The following is a 19,722-nucleotide window of genomic DNA, read 5'->3' as shown; positions in this document are numbered from 1 at the left end:
GTGAGGTCAACGGAAAGGAAAAACCAGCATGGGCAAGGTATTTCAAGGAATCCAGGCACGCATGGCACTGCTCGCGGTCGACGACTCAGGCATGAGCACCGTGGAATACGCTCTGGGCACCGTTGCCGCGGCGGCGTTCGGCGCGATCCTGTACACCGTGGTGACGGGCGACTCGGTGGTGAATGCGTTGAGCAACATCATCAGTCGCGCGCTCAACACCAGCGTCTGAGGCTCGATGACCGGGGTGCGGTCACGGTCGAGGCGGCGTTCGCGATCGCGGCGCTCGTGGCTGTGCTGGCGTTGTGTGCCGGTGGGCTCAGCGCGATCTCGATGCAGGTGCTCTGTGTCGACGCCGCCCGTGAGGCGGCGCGGTTGGCGGCACGCGGTGACGGGTCCGCCGCGGAGGTGGCCCGGCGTATCGCGCCGCGTGGGGCGTTGGTCGAGGTTCGCGGCGACGGGGTGTTCCTGGTGGCCCGCGTCAGCGTCGATGCGCCGTTGCCGGGGTTCACCATCGCTGCCGAGGCGGCATCGGCCCGGGAACCTGGCGTCTGACCAGCGTGGCGTGGCCAGTGTCATCGCGGTCGCGATGATCGCCGCACTCCTGGTCCTCGCAGGCGGTTTCGCCTATCTCGGTGCCGCGGTGGTGGCGCGGCACCGGGCCCAGGCGGCTGCCGATCTGGCGGCGTTGGCGGCGGCGAATGTCGTGGCGACCGGACCCGCCGCGGCGTGCGAGCAGGCCGGTCAGGTCGCCCGCAGGATGCGCAGCGGTGTCACGTCGTGCCGGGTCGAGGATCTCGATGTGGTGCTCACCGTCGAGGTTGCCGTCGCGCTGGGGCGCTGGGACGTCGGTCCGGCCAAGGCATCCGCGCGTGCCGGCCCGGTGGGGTGACACATTCCGCGAGTGTGAAGCCTCTGCGACGTTCCGCGCGATTTCTCGCAGAGACTTCACACTCGCGAGTGCGTCGAGCGCGGCTCAACCCGAATCCGCGCCGACGATCTCGGCGTCACTGGGCAACCGCAGCGCCAGCAGCCCGGCATAGGTGCCGGGTTCGAGTTCCACGCGGTTGATCGTCATGTGCACGGACTGCCAACCACCGCCGCTGGTGCGCATCCGCAGCACGGCCGTGGTGAACCCGGTGGCGAACTCCGCCGCCATGCGCTCCATGTGGGCGGTGTCGTCGGGGTGGATCCGGGACGCACCGCCCTCACGGTTTCGCCAGTCGATGAACGGCGCCGGCTCGTCGAGCCACTTCAGCAGCTTCCAGTTGTTGAGGTCGACGAGTGCGCGGTGGACATCCGGCCGCGCCAGGCCGTCGAGGATCCGCTGGGCGAGATAGTCGGCGGGCACCTCGGCGGCGTCGCGTTCACTGCGCCAGTTCATGGCGCGGCAGACCGTGCGATCCCGCCCGTCGGGTCCGGTTTCCACCATCGTGCGGGACACGAAACCGACCGTGACGGGCTCGCCGCGGAAGTCGGTCACATCCCACGTGGTGCAAATCGTCGTGCCCGGCTGTGGATTGATCACGAGCGACAGAACCTTTGCCTCGCTCGGGTTGAGATCGCGTGTGGGCAGGTCATCAGCAAACGTGCGGCCATCGGTGGCCTCGACGGCGGGGTCCATTCCGCTGTTGAAGATGGATTCAGGAGTGTCGGTGGCGACGCCGGTCGTGAGATCCCAGACCAGAGGCCCCGGAATCAGTCGTTCAGGTGGTTCTGCGTTCGCCGGACCGACCCAAACATGCACGCCATGGATGCATCCGTCCGTCATTCGCACCACTTCGGTGCGGATTACGCGCTTGGTCTTGGGCGTAATGCTGCTGAGGCCCTGACCGGCGCGGACGGTCTCCCCGATGGCGCTCTGGATGGCCATCAGGTTGGGATTGCGACGCAGAAACACGCTGATCGGAATGAGATTCTTGGTCTGCGAACCTCTCGCCACCACAGCGGGCTCACTACCGAGTGTTTCCACGAGCAGCCAGTCGTGGGTCATGCCACCCATTTTACCGGGGTCTGATCTTGGAGAAGACGGCGACAGGAGGTACGGAATCCGCACCGGTTGGGTGCTCGATCCGGCCCTGCTGGGGATACGGGTTGCGAACGTCACGCCGGTGACGTAATTTGCCTCCTGCACCCGGCCTCCGGGATTGGGAACGGATCGTGTTGTCCGACCGTTTGCCGCAACGTTTGAGTGTTCGGCGCGCCCGAGGGTTTGGTGGAACCGCGTCGTCGGCCGTCGAGGGGTCGGTCGTCAACGCGGGTCGGGGGGCAAACGTCTACTTCGTCAGCGCGCCGAGCACCAGACGAAGTACCTTCACCGCCCCAGCCTTGTCCAACGGATCGTTGCCGTTACCGCACTTGGGCGACTGCACGCACGAGGGGCATCCACTCGGGCACTCGCAGGCCTCGATCGCCGCGGCCGTCGCACCCCACCACGTCTGCAGCTGGCGGTAGCCGCGATCGGCGAATCCCGCACCTCCGGGATATCCGTCGTAGACGAAGATCGACGGCAATCCGTCGACCGGACCCACAGCGGTCGACACCCCGCCGATGTCGCCGCGGTCGCAACTGGCGACCAGAGGGAGCAGGCCGATCGAGGCGTGCTCGGCGGCATGCAACGCCCCGGGCACCGAGAGCTGCTCGATCCCGTTGTCCTGCAAGGCCTCCGGGGTGATCGTGCACATCACCGCCATGGTGTCCAGTGTGCGCGGCGGCATGTCGAGTTCGACGAAATCGATGACCTCGCCGTCCATCCGGCGGCGTAGATAGCCGACGACGGTGTTGGTCACCGACACCGGCACCAGCCCGATGGTGACGGGTCCGTGGTCCACCCGCTCGCCCGGACCGGTCACGGAGATGTCGGTGATCTCACGGGCGAAGGTCGTGTAGCCGGGATCTTCGGCATGCACGAAGGCGATGCCGTCCTCGAAGTCGAGTGAGTCGACCACATAACTCTCGCCCTGGTGCAGGTACACCGCGCCCGGGTGCACCGACGACGCCGCCTGGCCCGCGCCTGCGCTGCCGAGCATGCGGCCGGTGTCGGCCTCAAGGATCGCGATCTGCCCGCCTGTCGAACCCCGGATGTCCACTGCCGGATGCGGATCGACGCCCGGCGCGGGAAAGTATCCGGCGGGACGCTTGCGCAGCAGTCCGTCGTCGACGAGCCGCTGGGCCACCGCCTCGGCGTCCCACCTGCGCACCTCGGCCTCGGTGAGTGGCAGTTCGGCGGCCGCGCACAGCAGTTGCGGGCCCAGCACGTGTGGGTTGGTCGGATCGATCACGACGCGTTCGATCGGCTTGTCCAGCAGCGCGGCCGGATGGTGCACCAGGTAGGTGTCCAGCGGGTCGTCGCGTGCGATCAGCACGACGAGCGCACCCTGTCCGCGTCGCCCCGAGCGTCCGGCCTGCTGCCAGAACGACGCGACCGTGCCGGGGAATCCCGCCATCACCACGGCGTCCAGGCCCGCGATGTCGATACCGAGTTCCAGCGCGTTGGTGGTGGCCAGACCCCGCAGCCGTCCGTCGCTGAGCGCGTGCTCGAGCTCGCGGCGGTCCTCGGCGAGGTACCCGGCCCGGTAGGAGGCGACCTGCTCGACCAAATCGGGTGCGGTCTCGGACAATCGGGCGCGCGCCCCCAGCGCGGTGAGCTCGGCGCCGCGACGCGACCGCACGAACGTCAGCGTGCGGGCGCCCTCGGCGACGAGATCGGCCATCACCCGGCCGGCCTCCGAGCCGGCCGAGCGTCGGACCGGGGCGCCGTTCTCACCGGCCAGGTCGGGCAGGAGCGCGGGCTCCCACAGCGCGATGGTGCGTGCGCCCTGCGGCGAGCCGTCCTCGGTGACCTCGACGACGGTCTGGCCGATCAGCTCGGCGGCCGTCTCGGCCGGGGATGAGGTGGTGGCGCTGGCGAAGATGACGGTCGGTGTCGCGCCGTTGGCCGAGTACCGCTCGCACAGACGCAGCAGCCTGCGCAGCACCATCGCCACGTTTGACCCGAAAATGCCGCGGTAGTAATGGCATTCGTCGACCACGATGTAGCGCAGGTTGCGCAGGAACACCGCCCAGCGGGAGTGGTTGCGCAACAGGGACAGATGGATCATGTCGGGGTTGGAGAAGATCCAGCGTGACCGTTCCCGGGCGAAGCGGCGCACCTCGGTCGCGCTGTCACCGTCATACGGCGCGGGCGCGACATCGCGTAGGGCGGCGACGCTTTCGGTGAGGGCGTGCGCGGCGCGCAGCTGATCGTGTCCGAGCGCCTTGGTCGGGGACAGGTACAGCACCCGGGCGCGGGGATCGTCGGCGAGCGCCGAGAGGATCGGCAACTGGTACGCCAGGGACTTGCCCGAGGCGGTGCCGGTCGAGATCACCACGTGTCTGCCGTCGTGCGCCAGCTGCGCGGCGGACAGCTGATGCGACCACGGCGCGGTGATTCCGTGATCATGCAACGCGCGCACCACATCTGGGTGAGCCCACGCCGGCCACGGAACCGGTTTGCCCGTCCGGGGTGCCAAATCCGCAACGTGGCGTAGCGGATTATCGTCGCCGGGGGTGCCCTCAACGGCGCAATTCAGCAGCTCACGGCCGAATTCCAGCCCCCGATCCGACACGTCCGGACCTCCTGTCGTCTCTCGCGGTGCGGTCGTCCCGCCCCGTGACACAAATTCTTCACCAGCCAACCGTGCGACAAGACTGTCGCACTCGCCCTGAACATGATTGACTGATCACGGTCGCAGCTTCTGTGTTCGTGTCTTTGCACTCGCAGGATCGTCGTTGCGATCGCGGTTCCTGCGAGGGTTGTAGGTCGGGTCAAGTTCCGACGACTCCACGAAGGTATGGCGGTCGGAACGGGCCCGGTACGCCGGAAGTCGGTGGACCGCACCCGGTAAGAAGAGAAGGAAATATCGAGAAATGCCACAGGGAACTGTGAAGTGGTTCAACGCGGAGAAGGGCTTCGGCTTCATCGCCCCCGAGGACGGCTCCGCTGACGTGTTTGTCCACTACACGGAAATCCAGGGCAGCGGCTTCCGCACCCTGGAGGAAAACCAGAAGGTTGAGTTCGAGGTCGGCCAGAGCCCCAAGGGGCCGCAGGCCACGGGTGTCCGGACCATCTGAGCGAGACAAACCTGACAGCACCCCCGCGACACGTCCCACGGGACACCGCGGGGGTGTTCTCGTTTCCGAGGTCGTCACTGGCTTAGTGTCGATCCGTGAGCCAGCTGTCCTTCTTCTCGGCCGAGTCGGTGCCGCCCGCGGTGACCGACCTGACCGGGATGCTGGCTGCGCCAGGCCAGATCCTGGTGGTGGGTGGCGGTGGTCATCCGACCGCGAGGATATCGGTGGTGGTCGACGAGCTGTGGCGTGCGCACGGGCTGGCCGAGATGATCGAGCAGGCCGGCCTCACCGCGGAGATAGCCCGCACCGAGGAGAACACTCCGCTGGTGCGCACGACCATGGATGTGCGGCTGGTGCCGCTGGCGCGCGCGTGGACGCGCGGCGCGGTCAAGACCGTGCCTCCCGAGTGGTTGCCGGGCTCGCGGGAACTGCGTGCCTGGACGCTGGCCGCGGGCACGCCGGAGGCCGACGACCGCTACCTCTTGGGGCTCGATCCGCACGCACCCGACACGCACCCGGTGCTCGCGTCGGCCATGATGCGCGTGGGAATCGCCCCGACGCTGATCGGTACCCGCGGCTCCCACCCGGCGCTGCGCATCAGCGGACGGCGGCGCCTGTTACGCCTGGTAGAGAATGTGGGGGAACCGCCGGGGGATGTCGCGGCGTTGGCGCAGTGGCCACGTATTTAATGGTGCGCAGGCAGAGAGCCGGTTTGCATAGGCTCTAGGGTGATGCGAGATTGGCAGTTGCCTCGCGTGGCGAGGTGACTACAGAAGTGGAGCGTAGGCACAGTTGGCTGGCGGCGACCGCGGCAGCGGTGGAACAGGTAATGTCCGGCGACTCGTGATTGTCGAGTCGCCGACGAAGGCGCGCAAGATAGCTGGCTACCTCGGCTCGAATTACGTCGTGGAATCGTCCCGCGGCCACATCCGTGACCTGCCCCGCAACGCCGCCGACGTGCCGGCGAAGTTCAAGTCCGAGCCGTGGGCGCGCCTTGGCGTCAACGTCGACCAGAACTTCGAGCCGCTCTACATCGTCAGCCCGGAGAAGAAGTCCACGGTCACCGAACTCAAGGGCCTGCTCAAGGACGTCGACGAGCTCTACCTCGCCACTGACGGTGACCGCGAGGGTGAGGCCATCGCCTGGCACCTGCTGGAGACGCTCAAGCCGCGCGTGCCGGTCAAGCGCATGGTGTTCCACGAGATCACCGAGCCCGCGATCCGCAACGCCGCCGAGAACCCGCGTGACCTGGACATCGCGCTGGTCGACGCGCAGGAGACCCGCCGCATCCTCGACCGTCTGTACGGCTACGAGGTCAGCCCCGTGCTGTGGAAGAAGGTCGCGCCGAAGCTGAGCGCGGGCCGCGTGCAGTCGGTGGCCACGCGCATCATCGTGCAGCGCGAACGCGAGCGCATGGCGTTCCACAGCGCGTCCTACTGGGATGTGACCGCCGAGCTGGACGCGAGCGTGTCCGATCCGTCGGCGTCGCCGCCGAAGTTCACCGCCAAGCTCAACACGGTCGACGGCCGCCGCGTCGCGACCGGCCGCGATTTCGACTCGCTGGGCCAGCTCAAGCGGCCCGACGAGGTGCTGGTGCTCGACGAGGCGAGCGCGGGCGCGCTGGCCTCGGGGCTGCGCGGCGCGCAGCTGGCGGTCACCTCGGTCGAGCAGAAGCCCTACACCCGTCGGCCCTATGCGCCGTTCATGACGTCGACGCTGCAGCAGGAAGCGGCCCGCAAGCTGCGGTTCTCCTCCGAGCGCACCATGAGCATCGCGCAGCGGCTGTACGAGAACGGCTACATCACCTACATGCGTACCGACTCGACCACGCTGTCGGAGTCGGCCATCAACGCCGCGCGTACACAGGCCCGTCAGCTCTACGGCGAGGAGTACGTGCACCCGTCGCCGCGGCAGTACACCCGCAAGGTCAAGAACGCACAGGAGGCCCACGAGGCCATCCGCCCCGCCGGCGACGTGTTCCAGACGCCGGGGCAGCTGCACAGCGCGCTGGACACCGACGAGTTCCGGCTCTACGAGCTGATCTGGCAGCGCACCGTCGCCTCGCAGATGGCCGACGCGCGCGGCACCACGCTGAGCCTGCGCATCGGCGGCTCAGCGAGTTCGGGTGAGCAGGTGGTGTTCAACGCCTCGGGCCGCACCATCACGTTCCCGGGCTTCCTCAAGGCCTACGTCGAAAGCATCGACGAACTCGCCGGCGGCGAGTCCGACGACGCCGAGAGCCGCCTGCCCAACCTCACGCAGGGGCAGCGCGTCGACGCGGCCGATCTGAGCGCCGACGGCCACCAGACCAGCCCGCCCGCCCGCTACACCGAGGCCTCGCTCATCAAGGCCCTCGAAGAGCTGGGCATCGGCCGTCCGTCGACCTACAGCTCGATCATCAAGACCATCCAGGACCGCGGCTACGTCCAGAAGAAGGGCAGCGCGCTGGTGCCGTCCTGGGTCGCGTTCGCCGTCGTCGGCCTCCTCGAGCAGCATTTCGGCCGGTTGGTGGACTACGACTTCACCGCGGCCATGGAAGACGAACTCGACGAGATCGCCAACGGCCAGGAGCAACGCACCAACTGGCTCAACAACTTCTACTTCGGCGGTGAGCACGGCGTCGAGGGTTCGATCGCGCGCGCCGGAGGACTCAAGCAGCTCGTCGGCGGCAACCTCGAAGGCATCGACGCGCGAGAAGTCAACTCCATCAAGGTTTTCGACGACTCCGAGGGTCGTCCGGTGTACGTCCGGGTGGGGCGCAACGGGCCGTACCTGGAGCGCATGGTCGACGATCCCGACAACCCGGGTGAGCAGAAACCGCAGCGCGCCAACCTCAAAGAGGATCTGACGCCCGACGAGCTCACCCCTGAGCTCGCCGAAAAGCTCTTCGCCACACCGCAAGAGGGACGCTCGCTGGGCATCGACCCGGAGACCGGCCACGAGATCGTCGCCAAGGACGGGCGTTTCGGGCCGTATGTCACCGAGGTGCTGCCCGAACCCGAAGACGGCGGGGACGACGGTACGGCCGGCACCCCGGCGAAGAAGGGCAAGAAGCCGACCGGTCCCAAGCCGCGCACGGGATCGCTCTTCCGGTCGATGGATCTGGAGACCGTGACGCTTGAGGACGCGCTCAAGCTGCTGTCGCTGCCGCGCGTCGTGGGTGTCGATCCGACGACCAACGAGGAGATCACCGCGCAGAACGGCCGCTACGGGCCATACCTCAAGCGCGGCACCGACTCTCGCTCGCTGGCCACCGAGGACCAGATCTTCACGATCACCCTCGACGAGGCACTCAAGATCTACGCCGAGCCGAAACGCCGTGGCCGCCAGGCCGCGTCGGCTCCGCCGCTGCGCGAACTGGGCAACGACCCGGTCTCGGGCAAGCCGATGGTGATCAAGGACGGCCGGTTCGGCCCGTACGTCACCGACGGTGAGACCAACGCGAGCCTGCGTAAGGGCGACGATGTGCTGACCATCACCGACGAGCGTGCCTCCGAACTGCTGGCCGACCGCCGTGCCCGTGGCCCGGTGAAGAAGAAGGCCCCGGCGAAGAAGGCCGCCAAGAAGGCACCCGCCAAGAAAGCCGCCGCCAAGAAGGCCTAGGTTTCCGCCGAAACTGCATTCCGGCAGGGGTTTACTCGACCTTTTCCTGCTGGAATGCCGTTTCGGCCGGCGAGCTGTCGGTGGACTGCCCGTTGGCCGAGCCGTCCAGATCCTCTGGGCGAGCCAGGTTGATGGGCCGCGCCAACTGGGTGGGGACGGTGCGTCCGCGCAGTTCGACGATCTCGCCGACGTCCCAGCACAGCGCCTCGGAATCCAGCGCCCCGCTGACCGCGATCGCGGATGCGAGCACGTGGCCCTCTTCGAGCTTGGCCAGCTCGGTCAGGCGCGCGGCCTCGTTGACCGGGTCGCCGATCACGGTGTACTCGAACCGGGCCTTGGCGCCGATGTGGCCGGCGATCGCGCGTCCCGCCGACACACCGATCCCGAACTCGGTCTCGGTGCCCAGCACCTTGATGAGCTCGTCGTGCAGCTCGCGCGACGCCGCGAGCGCGCCGCCGGAGGCGTCGGGATGTTCGATGGGGGCGCCGAAGATCGCCAGCGCCGCGTCACCCTGGAACTTGTTGACGAATCCGCCGTGCTTGTTGACGGTGTCGACGATGACGCGGAAGAACTCGTTGAGCAGGTTCACCACGTCGGCCGCGGGAATTGTCGACGCCAGGTGGGTGGAGCCCACCAGGTCCACGAACAGCACCGCGACGTCGCGTTCCTGCCCGCCCAGCTCCGTGCCGCGTTCCAGCGCGCGACGCGCGACGTCCTCGCCGACATAGCGGCCGAACAGGTCGCGCAGGCGTTGCCGTTCGGCCAGGTCGCGCACCATGTCGTTGAACCCGGCCTGCAGCAGGCCCAGCTCGCTGGCGTCGTAGATCTGCATATGGGCGTTGTAGTTGCCGCGCTGCACCTCACCGAGCGCCCAGCGCAGCTGGCGCAGCGGATCGGCGATCGACATCGCGACCAGGACCGTGCTGGACATCCCGATCACCAGCGCCGCGACGGCCAGCAGCAGGATCGGGGTGTTGAGCCGGTCCGCCGACGCGGTCAGGATCGAGAACTTGCTGGCCACCAGCGCCAGGATGATCGCCAGCAGCGGCACACCCGTCGACAGCACCCACGTGAGCACCTGGCGCAGGATCACGCCGGGCGCGCGGAAGTTCTCCGGCACGCCGCCGCGCAGCGCGGCCACCGCGACCGGGCGGAGCACACGCTCGGACTGCAGGTAGCCGATGATCGCCGTGGCCGTCGCGCCCAGCGCGGTGGCCACCGCGACGACGGGCGCCGAATGGCTCGCCACGGGCCAGCTGGCGACGATGAACACGATCGAGCCCAGGCACCAGTTGGTGACGCTGATCAGCGTCCGGTAGAAGGGCATCTTCAGCGCGCGGGCGCGCGCCAGCTCGGTGATGCCCGGATCACCCTCGGACAGCACCGTCTCGCGGCGCTGCCAGCGGATCACCGGGATCAGCAGGCGCAGGGCCAGGTACGCGCCGACGGTGAACGACACGAACAGGTAGGCCAGGAAGATCGCGAGGTTGAACGCCGGAAGGTCCTGCAACTGGATGCGATCCTCGGGCGGTAGCCCGAACCGCAGGAAGCCGAGCACGAACAGCGCGCCGATGATGTCGGCCTGCAACATGCCCAGCGTGAACACCGGCCACGGGGTGCGCGCCACCCACCGGGCGAATGCACCGATTCGCGCGATGGGGATGGGCTCCGTGGTCACCTGTTCACCGTATCGGGCCGCGCGGACCTTGAGCGCCGCTGCCAGCCATTTGTGTCGGCGTGACCATTACTGTTGTGGACGATGAGCGGTGTCTTTTCGCGTCTGGTGGGTCAGCACGCGGTGGAACAGGAGCTGGTGGCGGCCGCGGCGGCTGCCAGAGGTGATTCCGCCCACAGTGGTGTCGCAACCGGCACGATGACCCACGCGTGGCTGATCACGGGCCCGCCGGGGTCCGGCCGGTCGGTTGCTGCGCTGTGTTTCGCGGCCGCGTTGCAGTGCACGTCCGACGGGGTTCCCGGGTGCGGCGAGTGCCGTGCCTGCACGACGACGATGGCAGGCACGCACGCCGATGTGCGCCGCATCGTGCCCGAGGGGCTGTCCATCGCGGTCAAGGAGATGCGCGAGATCGTCCAGATCGCGTCACGGCGGCCCGGGACGGGCCGCTGGCAGGTCGTGGTGATCGAGGACGCCGACCGGCTCACCGAAGGTGCGGCCAACGCGCTGCTCAAGGTGGTCGAGGAGCCGCCGCCGTCGACGGTGTTCCTGTTGTGCGCGCCGTCGGTGGATCCCGAGGACATCGCGATCACGCTGCGTTCGCGGTGCCGGCACATCGCGCTGACGACGCCGTCGATCGACGCCATCGCCGACGTGCTGATCACCGGCGACGGGTTGCCGCCCGAGGACGCGCGCTGGGCGGCGTCGGTGTGCGGTGGCCACGTCGGCCGGGCCCGGCGCCTGGCGACCGATCCTGAGGCCAGGGAGCGCCGCAAACGGGCGCTCGGGCTGGCCCGTGATGCCGCGACCCCGTCGCGGGCGTACGCGGCCGCCGAGGAGATGGTGGCCGTCGCGGAGGCCGAGGCCGTCGCGCTGACCGCCGACCGCAACGAGAACGAGACCGAGGAACTCAAGACCGCGCTCGGCGCGGGCGGCACCGGTAAGGGCACCGCGGGCACCATGCGTGGGGCCGCCGGAGCGCTCAAGGAGCTGGAGAAGCGGCAGAAGTCACGCCAGACCCGGGCCTCGCGTGACGCGCTGGACCGGGCCCTGATCGACCTGGCGACCTACTTCCGCGACGCGCTGCTGGTGTCCTCGGGGGTCGGCAGCGTCACCGCGAACCATCCGGACATGGCCGAGAAGGTCGCCGCGCTGGCCGCCCACGCCGCCCCGGACCGTCTGCTGCGCTGCATCGAGGCCGTGCTGGAATGCCGCGAGGCCCTGGCCGTCAACGTCAAGCCGAAGTTCGCCGTCGACGCCATGGTCGCCACCATCGGACAGGCGCTGCGGGGCTGACGCCGGGACCGTTTTGGTTGCACGGCGGGCGCTGCCGTAGACTCGTCCCGCCTGCACGGGCACGCCGCCTTAGCTCAGTCGGTAGAGCGATTCACTCGTAATGAATAGGTCGGGGGTTCGATTCCCCCAGGCGGCTCTCTTTCCTTCGCGCCGAAACCGACGCAATTGTCGTGTCTGGCGTCGCGCAACGACATTTCCGTTGATTTCGGCGAGACAGGGCTCTCAGCGCCGCGCGTAGACGTCGGCCAGGAACGCGTCGATCAGTGGCACCACCTCGTCGAGGTGGGTCTCCAACAGCCAGTGCCCTCCGCCGAGCAGGTGGATGTCCGCGTCCGGAAGGTCCCGCAGGTACGCCCGCGCCGATGCTTCGGGCATGTAGCCGTCGTGCGGGCCCCACACGATCAGGACCCGCGGGTGCTGCTCGCGTAGATACGCCTGTTCGGCTGCGAACCAGCCCAGCGTCGTCGGTTGGTCCTCCAGGAGCCGGATCAGGTTGGCGACGCGCTCTGGTGTCGACATCAGCGACCAGTGCAGGGTCCACAGGTCAGGGCTGATGCGCTCGGCGACGTCATCTGGCAGCTCGCCGCGGAACTCGGTCTCGAAGCCGTGCAGCGTCACGTGCTGTGCGATCCGACGGCGCGCGGCGGGGCCGGGGTTGTTCCACGACTCCTTGAGGAAGTCGTATTTGGGGCCGAAGGCGTCCTCGTAGATGTCGCCGTTCTGGATGATCAGGCCCGCCACGCGCTCGGGTTTCGCCAGTGCCAGCTGGAAGCCGAACTGCGAGCCGTAGTCGTGCAGCCAGATGACGTACCGGCCGAGCCCGAGCGTCTCGACGAAGCTCTGCAGAAACGCACTGTAGGCGGCGAACGTGTAGGCGAATTCCTGCGCGGAAGGGGTTGCGCTGTAACCGAATCCGGGTAGGTCCGGAGCGATCAGGCGCCACCGGCCGCCGAGCGCGGCCATGAGGTTGCGGTAGACATACGACGACGCCGGATATCCGTGGGGGAGCAGCACTATCGGGGCGTCGACGGGGCCGGCGGTGCGGTAGAACGTGTCAACCCCGTCGACGAGGACGCGGTGGTGGGTAACAGGGCTCACGGGCCCTCGAGTACCCCTTTGGCCACTTTCATCGCCGTGTTGGCGTTCGGGAATCCGGCGTAGCCGCTGGAGTGGTAGATGACCTCGGCGATCTCCTGTTCGGTGAGGCCGTTGTTGCGGGCGATCTTGACGTGTGAGGCGAACTCGTCGGTGGCGCGCAGGGCGATCAGGATGCCCATGGTCACCAGGCTGCGGTCCCGGCGGCTCAGGCCCTCGCGGCTCCACAACCGTCCGAAGACGTTGTCGAGCCCGATCTCCAGCAGTTCGTCGCCGAACGACCCGTCACGCTGGAATCCGTCGAGGGGGAGATCAGGGAGAAGTTCACGCAGAACCTGGAAGCCTTTTTCACGCACATCTGTCATGCGTGCAGCTTTGCATGGCATGTCTACTGGCGCGGGGCCACTCGCATACTGCGTCCAGTCACTCGCTCCTGAGAGGCCAGCCTGGTACTGCGTCGCCGTGGGGCGGAGGTTGATCTTTGTACCCGGTCATCATCTCCCGGCGTTGAGCCTCGTTGTGCGGCATGGAGTCGCTGCAGCGCTTCTCGATTTCCGGGGTGGGGAAGTTGTCGAGGACGGGCCGAGTGATCGGTCCCCATCCGACGCTGCTTGACGCAGTGATGAACCAGTTGCCGAAGACGTCGACTTGAGGGGCCGGGGCTGGTCCCTTCTGGGGCCCCTGTGAGGGCGCAGAAGCATCGGCAGCGAGGCGAGGGTCGCGTTGAGTCAGTTCGACCTGCCGCACTGATATTCCGACGTAAGGGGAGTCGTTGTGCGGCTCGACTCCGGCTTGAGTCTCTCTGGCGGACGCCGAGATATAGGGACCAATCACCCTCTCGCCTTTTCGTACCACTCCAGGTATGGCTCGATTTCGATGTCGCGGGTAGCGAGATAATCCCGCAGGCTTTGGTAGTAATCCTCCAAACCCTCGTCTCGTTGCTGAAGCACCTCGTCAGGCGTCAACAATCTCCCGGATTCCATGTAGTCCGCGATCTGGCTGGTGGGGGGCATCGGGTCGGCGGAGACGCATGCGGCTGCCATTGTGTAGCTGATGTCATCCAGAATTTGATGCCGCTCGGGGCCGCTTCCTTCATTGCTCATGCTGTCTGCAAGTCCGGCAAGTATGCCGGCTGTCCGCAAGACGGCTGAGTCGACATTGTGCTTGGCGGATTCTGGTTCACACGCGTCATGAGCAGCCGTTGCAGCGATGCGCTCGGCATCCTCGCTCGCACGCTCAACGAACTCACGTCCGGCTTCTGTATTCGTTGCGATCACCGCGAAAATGTTGCGTGCTCTGGCGAAATCTTCAGGCGTCGAGTGCTGGAAGGGAGGAAATCCTGGCGAACCGTCAGACCCCGCGATCGCTGGTAGATAAGGGGTAAGTGCTGCTCCATATGCAGCCACCAATTGGGGGTTGGCCTTTCCGACCGGAGCCTTCCGTAACCCGAGCAGGCCGTTACCGACTGCTTCCAACGCCTGCCGGTGGTCGGCAAGGAAGACTGCAAGAGTATGCGCAGTCTCGCCGGCCTGCTGAGAGGTCGCCCGGTCGGGCGATCGCGCGTCTTGCGGGATCCAATCGAAGTACGACGCAGCCTCTCTGCCACCATCGGGCCATTTGTGGGTACTTATCTCTTCGAGGAAGATGCTGCCGCCCGCGTTGGTGATGCGGTCGTGGGATTTCTCCGGAGTTACCGGGGTCAGTAGGTCCGGCGTATCCGAGCTGCAGGAGCACAGCATCGCGGCTGTGGCCGTGAGCGCCGCCACCCATCTACGACTTGCTCTCTGCGCCACTTACTTTCGGCCCCTCTCCGAACCAGTGCCTTGATCGAATTCGCGGTCGAACGAAGAGAACACGGTTCCCCACTTATTGCTGTCTGAATAATCAAACAGTGCCTGATAGTAGTCTTCGATCAAGCCGGGCTGGTGCTCGAGAATGTACTCCGGTGTCTGAAGCTTGCCATCCGTTCCGACGAATTCATTGATCGGAGCGTCCTCTGGGTAAGGAAACCCTGATTCAAACAGAGCGGAAGCCACAACCCATTGATTCAGGTTCTGAACCTGGGTCAGAGGATACGTCGGAGTATCACCGGTTTTCTGCGGTAGGAGGAGATCGGTCAAATACCCCTCCGACAAAGAGCCAAGTATTGGAACTTTGCCCACGGTTTCGCCGATAGCGAGGCCGATCGCGTCTTTCCGAAGGTCGTATCCCGTGTCTATTCCTGCTCTATCGACTGCCTCATTGAGCACGCCCAGCATTCGGCCTGCGTGTCCTAAATCGCTACCATTTGGAGGTCTTCCCTCCGCAATGAGTTCGCTGGTCGACTGCTGGTATTCAAGGATTTTCTCATACGCCCGCGAATTGAAATACTTCGCGGCCTCGGGATCGCCGTTGAGGATCTCGAAGATATTTCTGGCTTGCGAGTAGTCGCCTTGTCGCTGCCCGTCGAGAAGATCGAATCCCGGTGGCGCCTCGCGACGGTCGCCGATAATCGATTCTTGGTAGGGGGCCAAGGCCTCGGCGTATCCCCTGATGAGATCAGGGTTCCAGGTGCCGGGAGTTCCGATACCACGCATCAGTTGGTCTCGATTGTCACCCAAATAATCCGCGATCCGGTGAGCGGATTCGCCGGCAAGTCTATTTAACACAGGGTCGCGACCGTTCGCGGAATCGTCGATCCAATCTGTGAGGGTACGTGCGGCGACGCCGTTGTCCTCCCAGTGATAGCGGGTCAGATTGTCGAGAAACTTCGCCCCGTTGTCGCCAGGTACCAGATCCCTCGGTTCTCCCAGAGTGTTGTAGCTGAAGTTCCCGGTTAGTAGCTCGTGATTCACTATCTCATCGCGCCCGGCTGCCTTGAAGATATCCTGCATCACACCGTCGAATTCATGCGTAGCAGCAAGGCCGGGATTAGAAGAAGCGTCAAGAATCTCCGTGGCCTTACTCATCAAGCCACCGTCGAGGTAACTTCCGTTCTGAAATCGTTCATCTCCTGCGGCGACCATCTCCGTCAATGCGCGTAGGTCAGACTCATTTGTGAGCTTGTAATAAGAATTACCCTCGCCTGTCCAATCTGGGATTCGTTCGATCGCCGGACTCTCCAGCGTTTCTCGGACGCTATCGGGGAGTGCCCATTTCCCGCCTGGTACGTCGTCCACTCCTAGGTCTGCGAAGGGGCCGGGAACATTCTTTTCCAGAGGTATCTGGCTCTTCGCACTTGACGGTGTAGAGACGATCAGCTGCTTTCGCGCTGTGATCGAGGGGTCTGGTTGGCTTGGGGTGTGCCGGAGAAGAAGCGGAAGAGCAAGAGGAAGAGCGGAGTGTCCGGGGGCAGTGTGGACCTGGCGTTGCTGCAGAAGCTAATGGCCGACGCTGGTCGGAACGTGTTCGCGGGAATGTTCGATGAGCCGACGCCCGAGGTGCGGGCGGTGCCGGATCGTGCGCGGGGCTTCCGGGTGCGCGTCGACCTGATGTACGCCAAGCCGCCGATCTGGCGTCGGCTGGACCTGCCGGGCGACCTCATGCTCGATGAGCTCCATGTTGTGCTGCAGGTCGTTATGGGCTGGCAGGACAGTCATCTGCATAAGTTCGGTGTCGGGGCGGACCGGCGGACCCGTGCCTACTTCGTCACCGGGTTTGATCTCAGCGAAGGCGACGACGGTGTCGTCGAGGACAGCGTGCGCCTCGATCAGGTGGTGTCCGATAAGGGCGAGCGGTTGTTCTACGATTACGACTTCGGCGACGGATGGGACCACGTGCTCGTGGTCGAAGACGTTTTCGATGATCCGCCCCCGGCTGCGGTGTGTCTGACGGGAAAGATGGCCTGTCCGCCGGAGGACTGTGGTGGCCTGGGCGGCTATGAGGAGTTGGCTGCGTGGGTTCGCGGCGGGTACGACCCGCGGGAAACGCCGATGGGACTCGGTGCGCAGGAGATGAGGGACTGGCTGCCCCGGGGCTGGCACCCCGACCGTTTCTCGGTGGCCGAGACCAATGACGCTCTGGCCGCGTTGAACACGCGTTGAGGATTCTTCACCGCCGAGGTTGACGGAGCTGGGTTCGGAAGCCTCCGGTCTCGAGCAGGGACCGGGCGATGTAGTTGGTGAGGTTGCGGAAGCCCAGGGCGGATCCGCGCAGGTGTTCGAGGCGGCCGTTGATCGCTTCGGTCGGCCCGTTGGAGGTGCCGGGGCGGTCGAAGTAGGCCAGGACGTCGGCGGCACGCTTCTTCAGTGTCCGCCCGAGGGTGATCAGCTCGGTCAGCGACGTGGGGACGCCTGTGCTCAGCGTGGTGATCAGTGCAGCCATCATGGTGCGGCCCTTGGTGCGGTCTGGTTCGCGGTAGGCGGCCACGGTGCGTTGATACATCGCCCAGGTGGCCTCGATCTCGGCGTGCGCGTTGGCGGCGAACAGTGCGGCCAGTCGGGCTTTCTGGCGGTCGGTGAGCAGGTCGGCCCCGGTGTGCAGGGTGCGTCGCGATCGGTAGAGCGGGTCGGTGCTGCGGCCGCGGTGCCCGCAGGTGGCCAGCTGCACGCGGCGTCGGCACTCGTCGAGGGCGTTGCCGGCCAGGCGGACCACGTGGAAGGGGTCCATCACCGTGGCCGCGTCAGGCAGTTCTTCGGTGGCGGCGGTCTTGAACCCGGAGAACCCGTCCATGGCAACAACGTCCACACGATCACGCCACTCCTGTGGCCGCTGTGCCAGCCAGTCGGCGAACGCCTTCTTGGAGCGGCCCTCCACCATGTCGAGCAGCCGTGCGGGGCCGGTCCCGTCACGCACGGGCGTGAGATCGATGATGACGGTGACGTACTTGTCGCCGCGGCGAGTGTGCCGCCACACGTGCTCATCGACGCCGATCACCGCGACGCCATCGAACCGGGCCGGATCGGCGATGAGCACCCGCTGACCTTCGGCGAGCACGGCGTTGTTGGCAGTGTTCCACGACACCGCAAGCGCCTCGGCGACCCGGGCCACCGACAGGTGTTGGCAGACAAGGGCTTCCAGCGCCCACCGCAGAGCACGCCGGGACAGCCTGGCCCGCGGTTCGGCTGCGGCGCTGGCATCCTGGCGCCACACATGAGCGCAGCCGGCGCAACGGTAACGGCGGATCGTGACCAGCAAAGCCGTGGGTCGCCACCCGAACGGTTCATGAGCCAACGTGCGAGTCACGCTGTCACGTACAACGCCTTCTTCGCCGCAGCGGCGGCACCACCGATCCTCATCGGCGACCCGGCACGCCAGCACGGCCCGATCAGGGTCGAGGCGTTGGCCGGTCACCTCCAACCCGAGCTCGTCGAGGCGGCAGAAAGTCGTCAGGTCAGCGCAGGCGAAGCCCGCCCGACCGGTAGCGTCAGGCACGTCGAGGTCTTTCAGATGGATGGCGTAGGAACCTCCATCATCGGAAGACCTCGACCCCTATCCCGGCACCGACGCGCCGACGACCTCTACACCCTCAACTGCGAAGAGCCGGATAACTTCCCATCATGACATTGCGCAATGGCGTGATTGCGGCGGTCGCCGCCGTGGTCACCGCAGCCCTTGTGACCACCGATCCAGCGCTGGGCGCGACCGCATTCACGATCAGCGGCACGCGCATTCTTCACGATCCGCCCTACCCGGAACAGCTGGTTCCGGGAGAGTTTGCCGGCTACGACGTCGAGCACATCAAGTACCCGGCATCGGTGTTCGGCATGCACCGGGGCATCTGGGAGGCCGCGGGTGCCGTGGCAGCGGGTGTGGACAGGTTCGTGGGAGTCGACGACGAGGGCAACCCGATCACCGAGAAGATCATCGTCGCCGGCTTCAGCCAGGGCGCGATCGTCATCGCGTACGAGAAGAAGCGGCTGATGAAGCTCGACGAATACGAGCGCCCGACCGTCGACCAGTTGAAGTTCGTCACGATCGGCGACCCGACCGGCCCGAACGGCATCCTGCGGTGGATCCCGTTCCGTATCCCGATCATCGGCCTGACCCCGGTGCGGCCACCGGACACCCCGTACGAGACCACGATCATCAACGGCGAGTACGACGGCTGGGCCGATTTCCCGGACCGCCCATGGAATCTCATCGCCACCGCCAACGCGCTGCTCGGCATCATCTACGTGCACGGCCGCTACGAGGACAAGGTCGACGGTTGGGACCTGTCCACGGTGCCGGAGAAGAACATCGTCGAAACCGTGAACAAAGCCGGTGGCAAGACGACGACCTATCTGATCCCCACCGAGAAACTGCCACTGCTGCAGCCGCTGCGGGATCTCGGGTTCCCCGAGTCGTTCGTCGCTGCTCTCGAGGCACCGCTGCGGAAGATCATCGATGCCGCCTACAAGCGCAACGATCCCGGACGGGTGACGGTGACGACCACCGAGGAGACGGTCGTAGAGGACGAGTCTGAGATCACACAGACCGCGGTCACAGAGATCGACGAAACTCCCTCCACCGACGGCGATATCGACGAGACAGCTGTGCAAAGCACGACGCAGCGGCGAACGGTTGCCAACACCGCTGCGGACAGGACGGCCGAGACCGCGGAAGTCGCCGAGGTCACCGAAGACGTCGACGAGCTGGCTGAGCAAGAAGAGCCTGTGAAAGAAGAGGCCACCAAAGACGACGAGGTCACCAAGGTCGCGGACGAAGCGGACAAGGCCACACCGGTCAAGGAATCGACCAGCGTTGAGAAGACCGACCAGGCCGTCAAGCAGGACGACACCGACAAGACGGTCGCCACAGCGGATAAGACCGAGGAAGCGGAGAAGGCCGAAAAGGTCGAGAAGACAAAGCCGAACGTGCGGAAGGTCAAGCGGCCTCAGTTCAACGTGTTCAAGCCGAAGAAGACACGGGTGACAGTGCCGAAGGCGGAACCTTCGACGAAGGCGAAGCCCGCTACCAAGCCCGACAACGACAACGACGACACGTCCGACACCACCGACAAGACAGCCGAAAAGGACGCCGCCTGA

Annotated in this window: 17 protein-coding genes and 1 tRNA gene; 10 read left to right on the top strand and 8 right to left on the bottom strand. The window is 66.2% G+C overall.

The genetic code is table 11. From position 1 onward, the window contains the following. The first annotated feature begins 28 nt into the window (after positions 1 to 28). Genes AT701_RS30140 through AT701_RS30130 form a run of 3 tightly spaced genes read left to right on the top strand, consistent with a single transcriptional unit; the run spans position 29 to position 889 of the window. Positions 29 to 229: a DUF4244 domain-containing protein gene (locus AT701_RS30140; RefSeq protein ID WP_058127158.1), complete on the top strand. Its 201-nt coding sequence runs from the start codon at positions 29 to 31 to the stop codon at positions 227 to 229. Then, positions 226 to 552, top strand: a complete 327-nt coding sequence (locus tag AT701_RS30135; protein WP_179945954.1) for a TadE family type IV pilus minor pilin — start codon at positions 226 to 228, stop codon at positions 550 to 552. Before AT701_RS30140 ends, AT701_RS30135 begins: the two co-directional genes overlap by 4 nt. Positions 553 to 562: 10 nt before the next feature. Further along, positions 563 to 889 (top strand): Rv3654c family TadE-like protein, encoded by a 327-nt coding sequence (locus AT701_RS30130; protein ID WP_058127156.1) that lies wholly within the window; start codon positions 563 to 565, stop codon positions 887 to 889. An 84-nt stretch (positions 890 to 973) separates the two neighbouring features. Here the strand turns inward: AT701_RS30130 and AT701_RS30125 are convergent, their stop codons facing one another. Together AT701_RS30125 and AT701_RS30120 are read right to left on the bottom strand one after the other, a co-directional pair. Then, positions 974 to 1,990 carry a PAS domain-containing protein gene (locus tag AT701_RS30125; protein ID WP_058127769.1) on the bottom strand — a complete coding sequence of 339 codons (1,017 nt, stop codon included), beginning with the start codon at positions 1,988 to 1,990 and terminating at the stop codon, positions 974 to 976. A gap of 283 nt (positions 1,991 to 2,273) precedes the next feature. Continuing rightward, positions 2,274 to 4,604 (bottom strand): DNA 3'-5' helicase SftH, encoded by a 2,331-nt coding sequence (locus tag AT701_RS30120; protein ID WP_003897559.1) that lies wholly within the window; start codon positions 4,602 to 4,604, stop codon positions 2,274 to 2,276. Between the two features lie 301 nt (positions 4,605 to 4,905). On the opposite strand from AT701_RS30120, the gene AT701_RS30115 reads away from it, so the two are divergent. The 3 genes from AT701_RS30115 (at position 4,906) to topA (ending at position 8,712) form a co-directional block, all read left to right on the top strand. Continuing rightward, positions 4,906 to 5,109, top strand: coding sequence for a cold-shock protein (locus tag AT701_RS30115; protein ID WP_011562175.1), 204 nt, complete (start codon positions 4,906 to 4,908; stop codon positions 5,107 to 5,109). Positions 5,110 to 5,204: 95 nt separating this feature from the next. Further along, positions 5,205 to 5,798: a hypothetical protein gene (locus AT701_RS30110; RefSeq protein ID WP_003897557.1), complete on the top strand. Its 594-nt coding sequence runs from the start codon at positions 5,205 to 5,207 to the stop codon at positions 5,796 to 5,798. Positions 5,799 to 5,901: 103 nt separating this feature from the next. Continuing rightward, positions 5,902 to 8,712: a type I DNA topoisomerase gene (gene topA / locus AT701_RS30105; protein WP_011731080.1), complete on the top strand. Its 2,811-nt coding sequence runs from the start codon at positions 5,902 to 5,904 to the stop codon at positions 8,710 to 8,712. A 31-nt stretch (positions 8,713 to 8,743) separates the two neighbouring features. On the opposite strand, the gene AT701_RS30100 is transcribed toward topA, so the two are convergent. Further along, positions 8,744 to 10,390, bottom strand: a complete 1,647-nt coding sequence (locus tag AT701_RS30100) for an adenylate/guanylate cyclase domain-containing protein (protein WP_058127155.1) — start codon at positions 10,388 to 10,390, stop codon at positions 8,744 to 8,746. Between the two features lie 81 nt (positions 10,391 to 10,471). On the opposite strand from AT701_RS30100, the gene AT701_RS30095 reads away from it, so the two are divergent. Together AT701_RS30095 and AT701_RS30090 are read left to right on the top strand one after the other, a co-directional pair. Continuing rightward, entirely contained in the window at positions 10,472 to 11,680 is a 1,209-nt protein-coding gene (locus tag AT701_RS30095; RefSeq protein WP_058127154.1) for a DNA polymerase III subunit delta', read from the top strand. A gap of 63 nt (positions 11,681 to 11,743) precedes the next feature. Continuing rightward, positions 11,744 to 11,816: transfer RNA gene (locus AT701_RS30090), tRNA-Thr, on the top strand. Positions 11,817 to 11,902: 86 nt separating this feature from the next. On the opposite strand, the gene AT701_RS30085 is transcribed toward AT701_RS30090, so the two are convergent. The 4 genes from AT701_RS30085 to AT701_RS30070 form a co-directional block, all read right to left on the bottom strand. Continuing rightward, a complete protein-coding gene (locus AT701_RS30085) occupies positions 11,903 to 12,778 on the bottom strand; it encodes an alpha/beta fold hydrolase (RefSeq protein WP_011731077.1) in 876 nt (291 codons plus the stop codon). After that, a complete protein-coding gene (locus tag AT701_RS30080; RefSeq protein ID WP_014878573.1) occupies positions 12,775 to 13,140 on the bottom strand; it encodes a carboxymuconolactone decarboxylase family protein in 366 nt (121 codons plus the stop codon). The genes AT701_RS30085 and AT701_RS30080 overlap by 4 nt, the downstream gene beginning before the upstream one ends. 465 nt (positions 13,141 to 13,605) lie before the next feature. Then, positions 13,606 to 14,541, bottom strand: a complete 936-nt coding sequence (locus tag AT701_RS30075) for a hypothetical protein (protein ID WP_003897549.1) — start codon at positions 14,539 to 14,541, stop codon at positions 13,606 to 13,608. A gap of 27 nt (positions 14,542 to 14,568) precedes the next feature. Continuing rightward, positions 14,569 to 15,933, bottom strand: a complete 1,365-nt coding sequence (locus tag AT701_RS30070; RefSeq protein WP_435406095.1) for a TPR repeat domain-containing protein — start codon at positions 15,931 to 15,933, stop codon at positions 14,569 to 14,571. Between the two features lie 162 nt (positions 15,934 to 16,095). Between AT701_RS30070 and AT701_RS30065 the strand changes: the two genes are divergently transcribed. Continuing rightward, the gene (locus AT701_RS30065) at positions 16,096 to 16,797 is read left to right on the top strand and encodes a plasmid pRiA4b ORF-3 family protein (RefSeq protein WP_011726740.1); all 702 of its coding nucleotides are present in this window, start codon (positions 16,096 to 16,098) and stop codon (positions 16,795 to 16,797) included. Between the two features lie 7 nt (positions 16,798 to 16,804). On the opposite strand, the gene AT701_RS30060 is transcribed toward AT701_RS30065, so the two are convergent. Next, complete coding sequence (locus AT701_RS30060; RefSeq protein ID WP_011726739.1) at positions 16,805 to 18,127, bottom strand: ISL3-like element IS1096 family transposase; 1,323 nt, start codon at positions 18,125 to 18,127, stop codon at positions 16,805 to 16,807. Between the two features lie 125 nt (positions 18,128 to 18,252). Here AT701_RS30060 and AT701_RS30055 point away from each other — a divergent pair, with 125 nt between their 5' ends. Further along, positions 18,253 to 19,722, top strand: coding sequence for a PE-PPE domain-containing protein (locus AT701_RS30055; protein WP_223495854.1), 1,470 nt, complete (start codon positions 18,253 to 18,255; stop codon positions 19,720 to 19,722).

The sequence above is a fragment of the Mycolicibacterium smegmatis genome, from assembly GCF_001457595.1.
Taxonomy (GTDB): Bacteria; Actinomycetota; Actinomycetes; order Mycobacteriales; family Mycobacteriaceae; genus Mycobacterium; species Mycobacterium smegmatis.
Note: the sequence above shows the minus strand (reverse complement) of the source record. Positions and strands in the feature narration are given on the sequence as shown.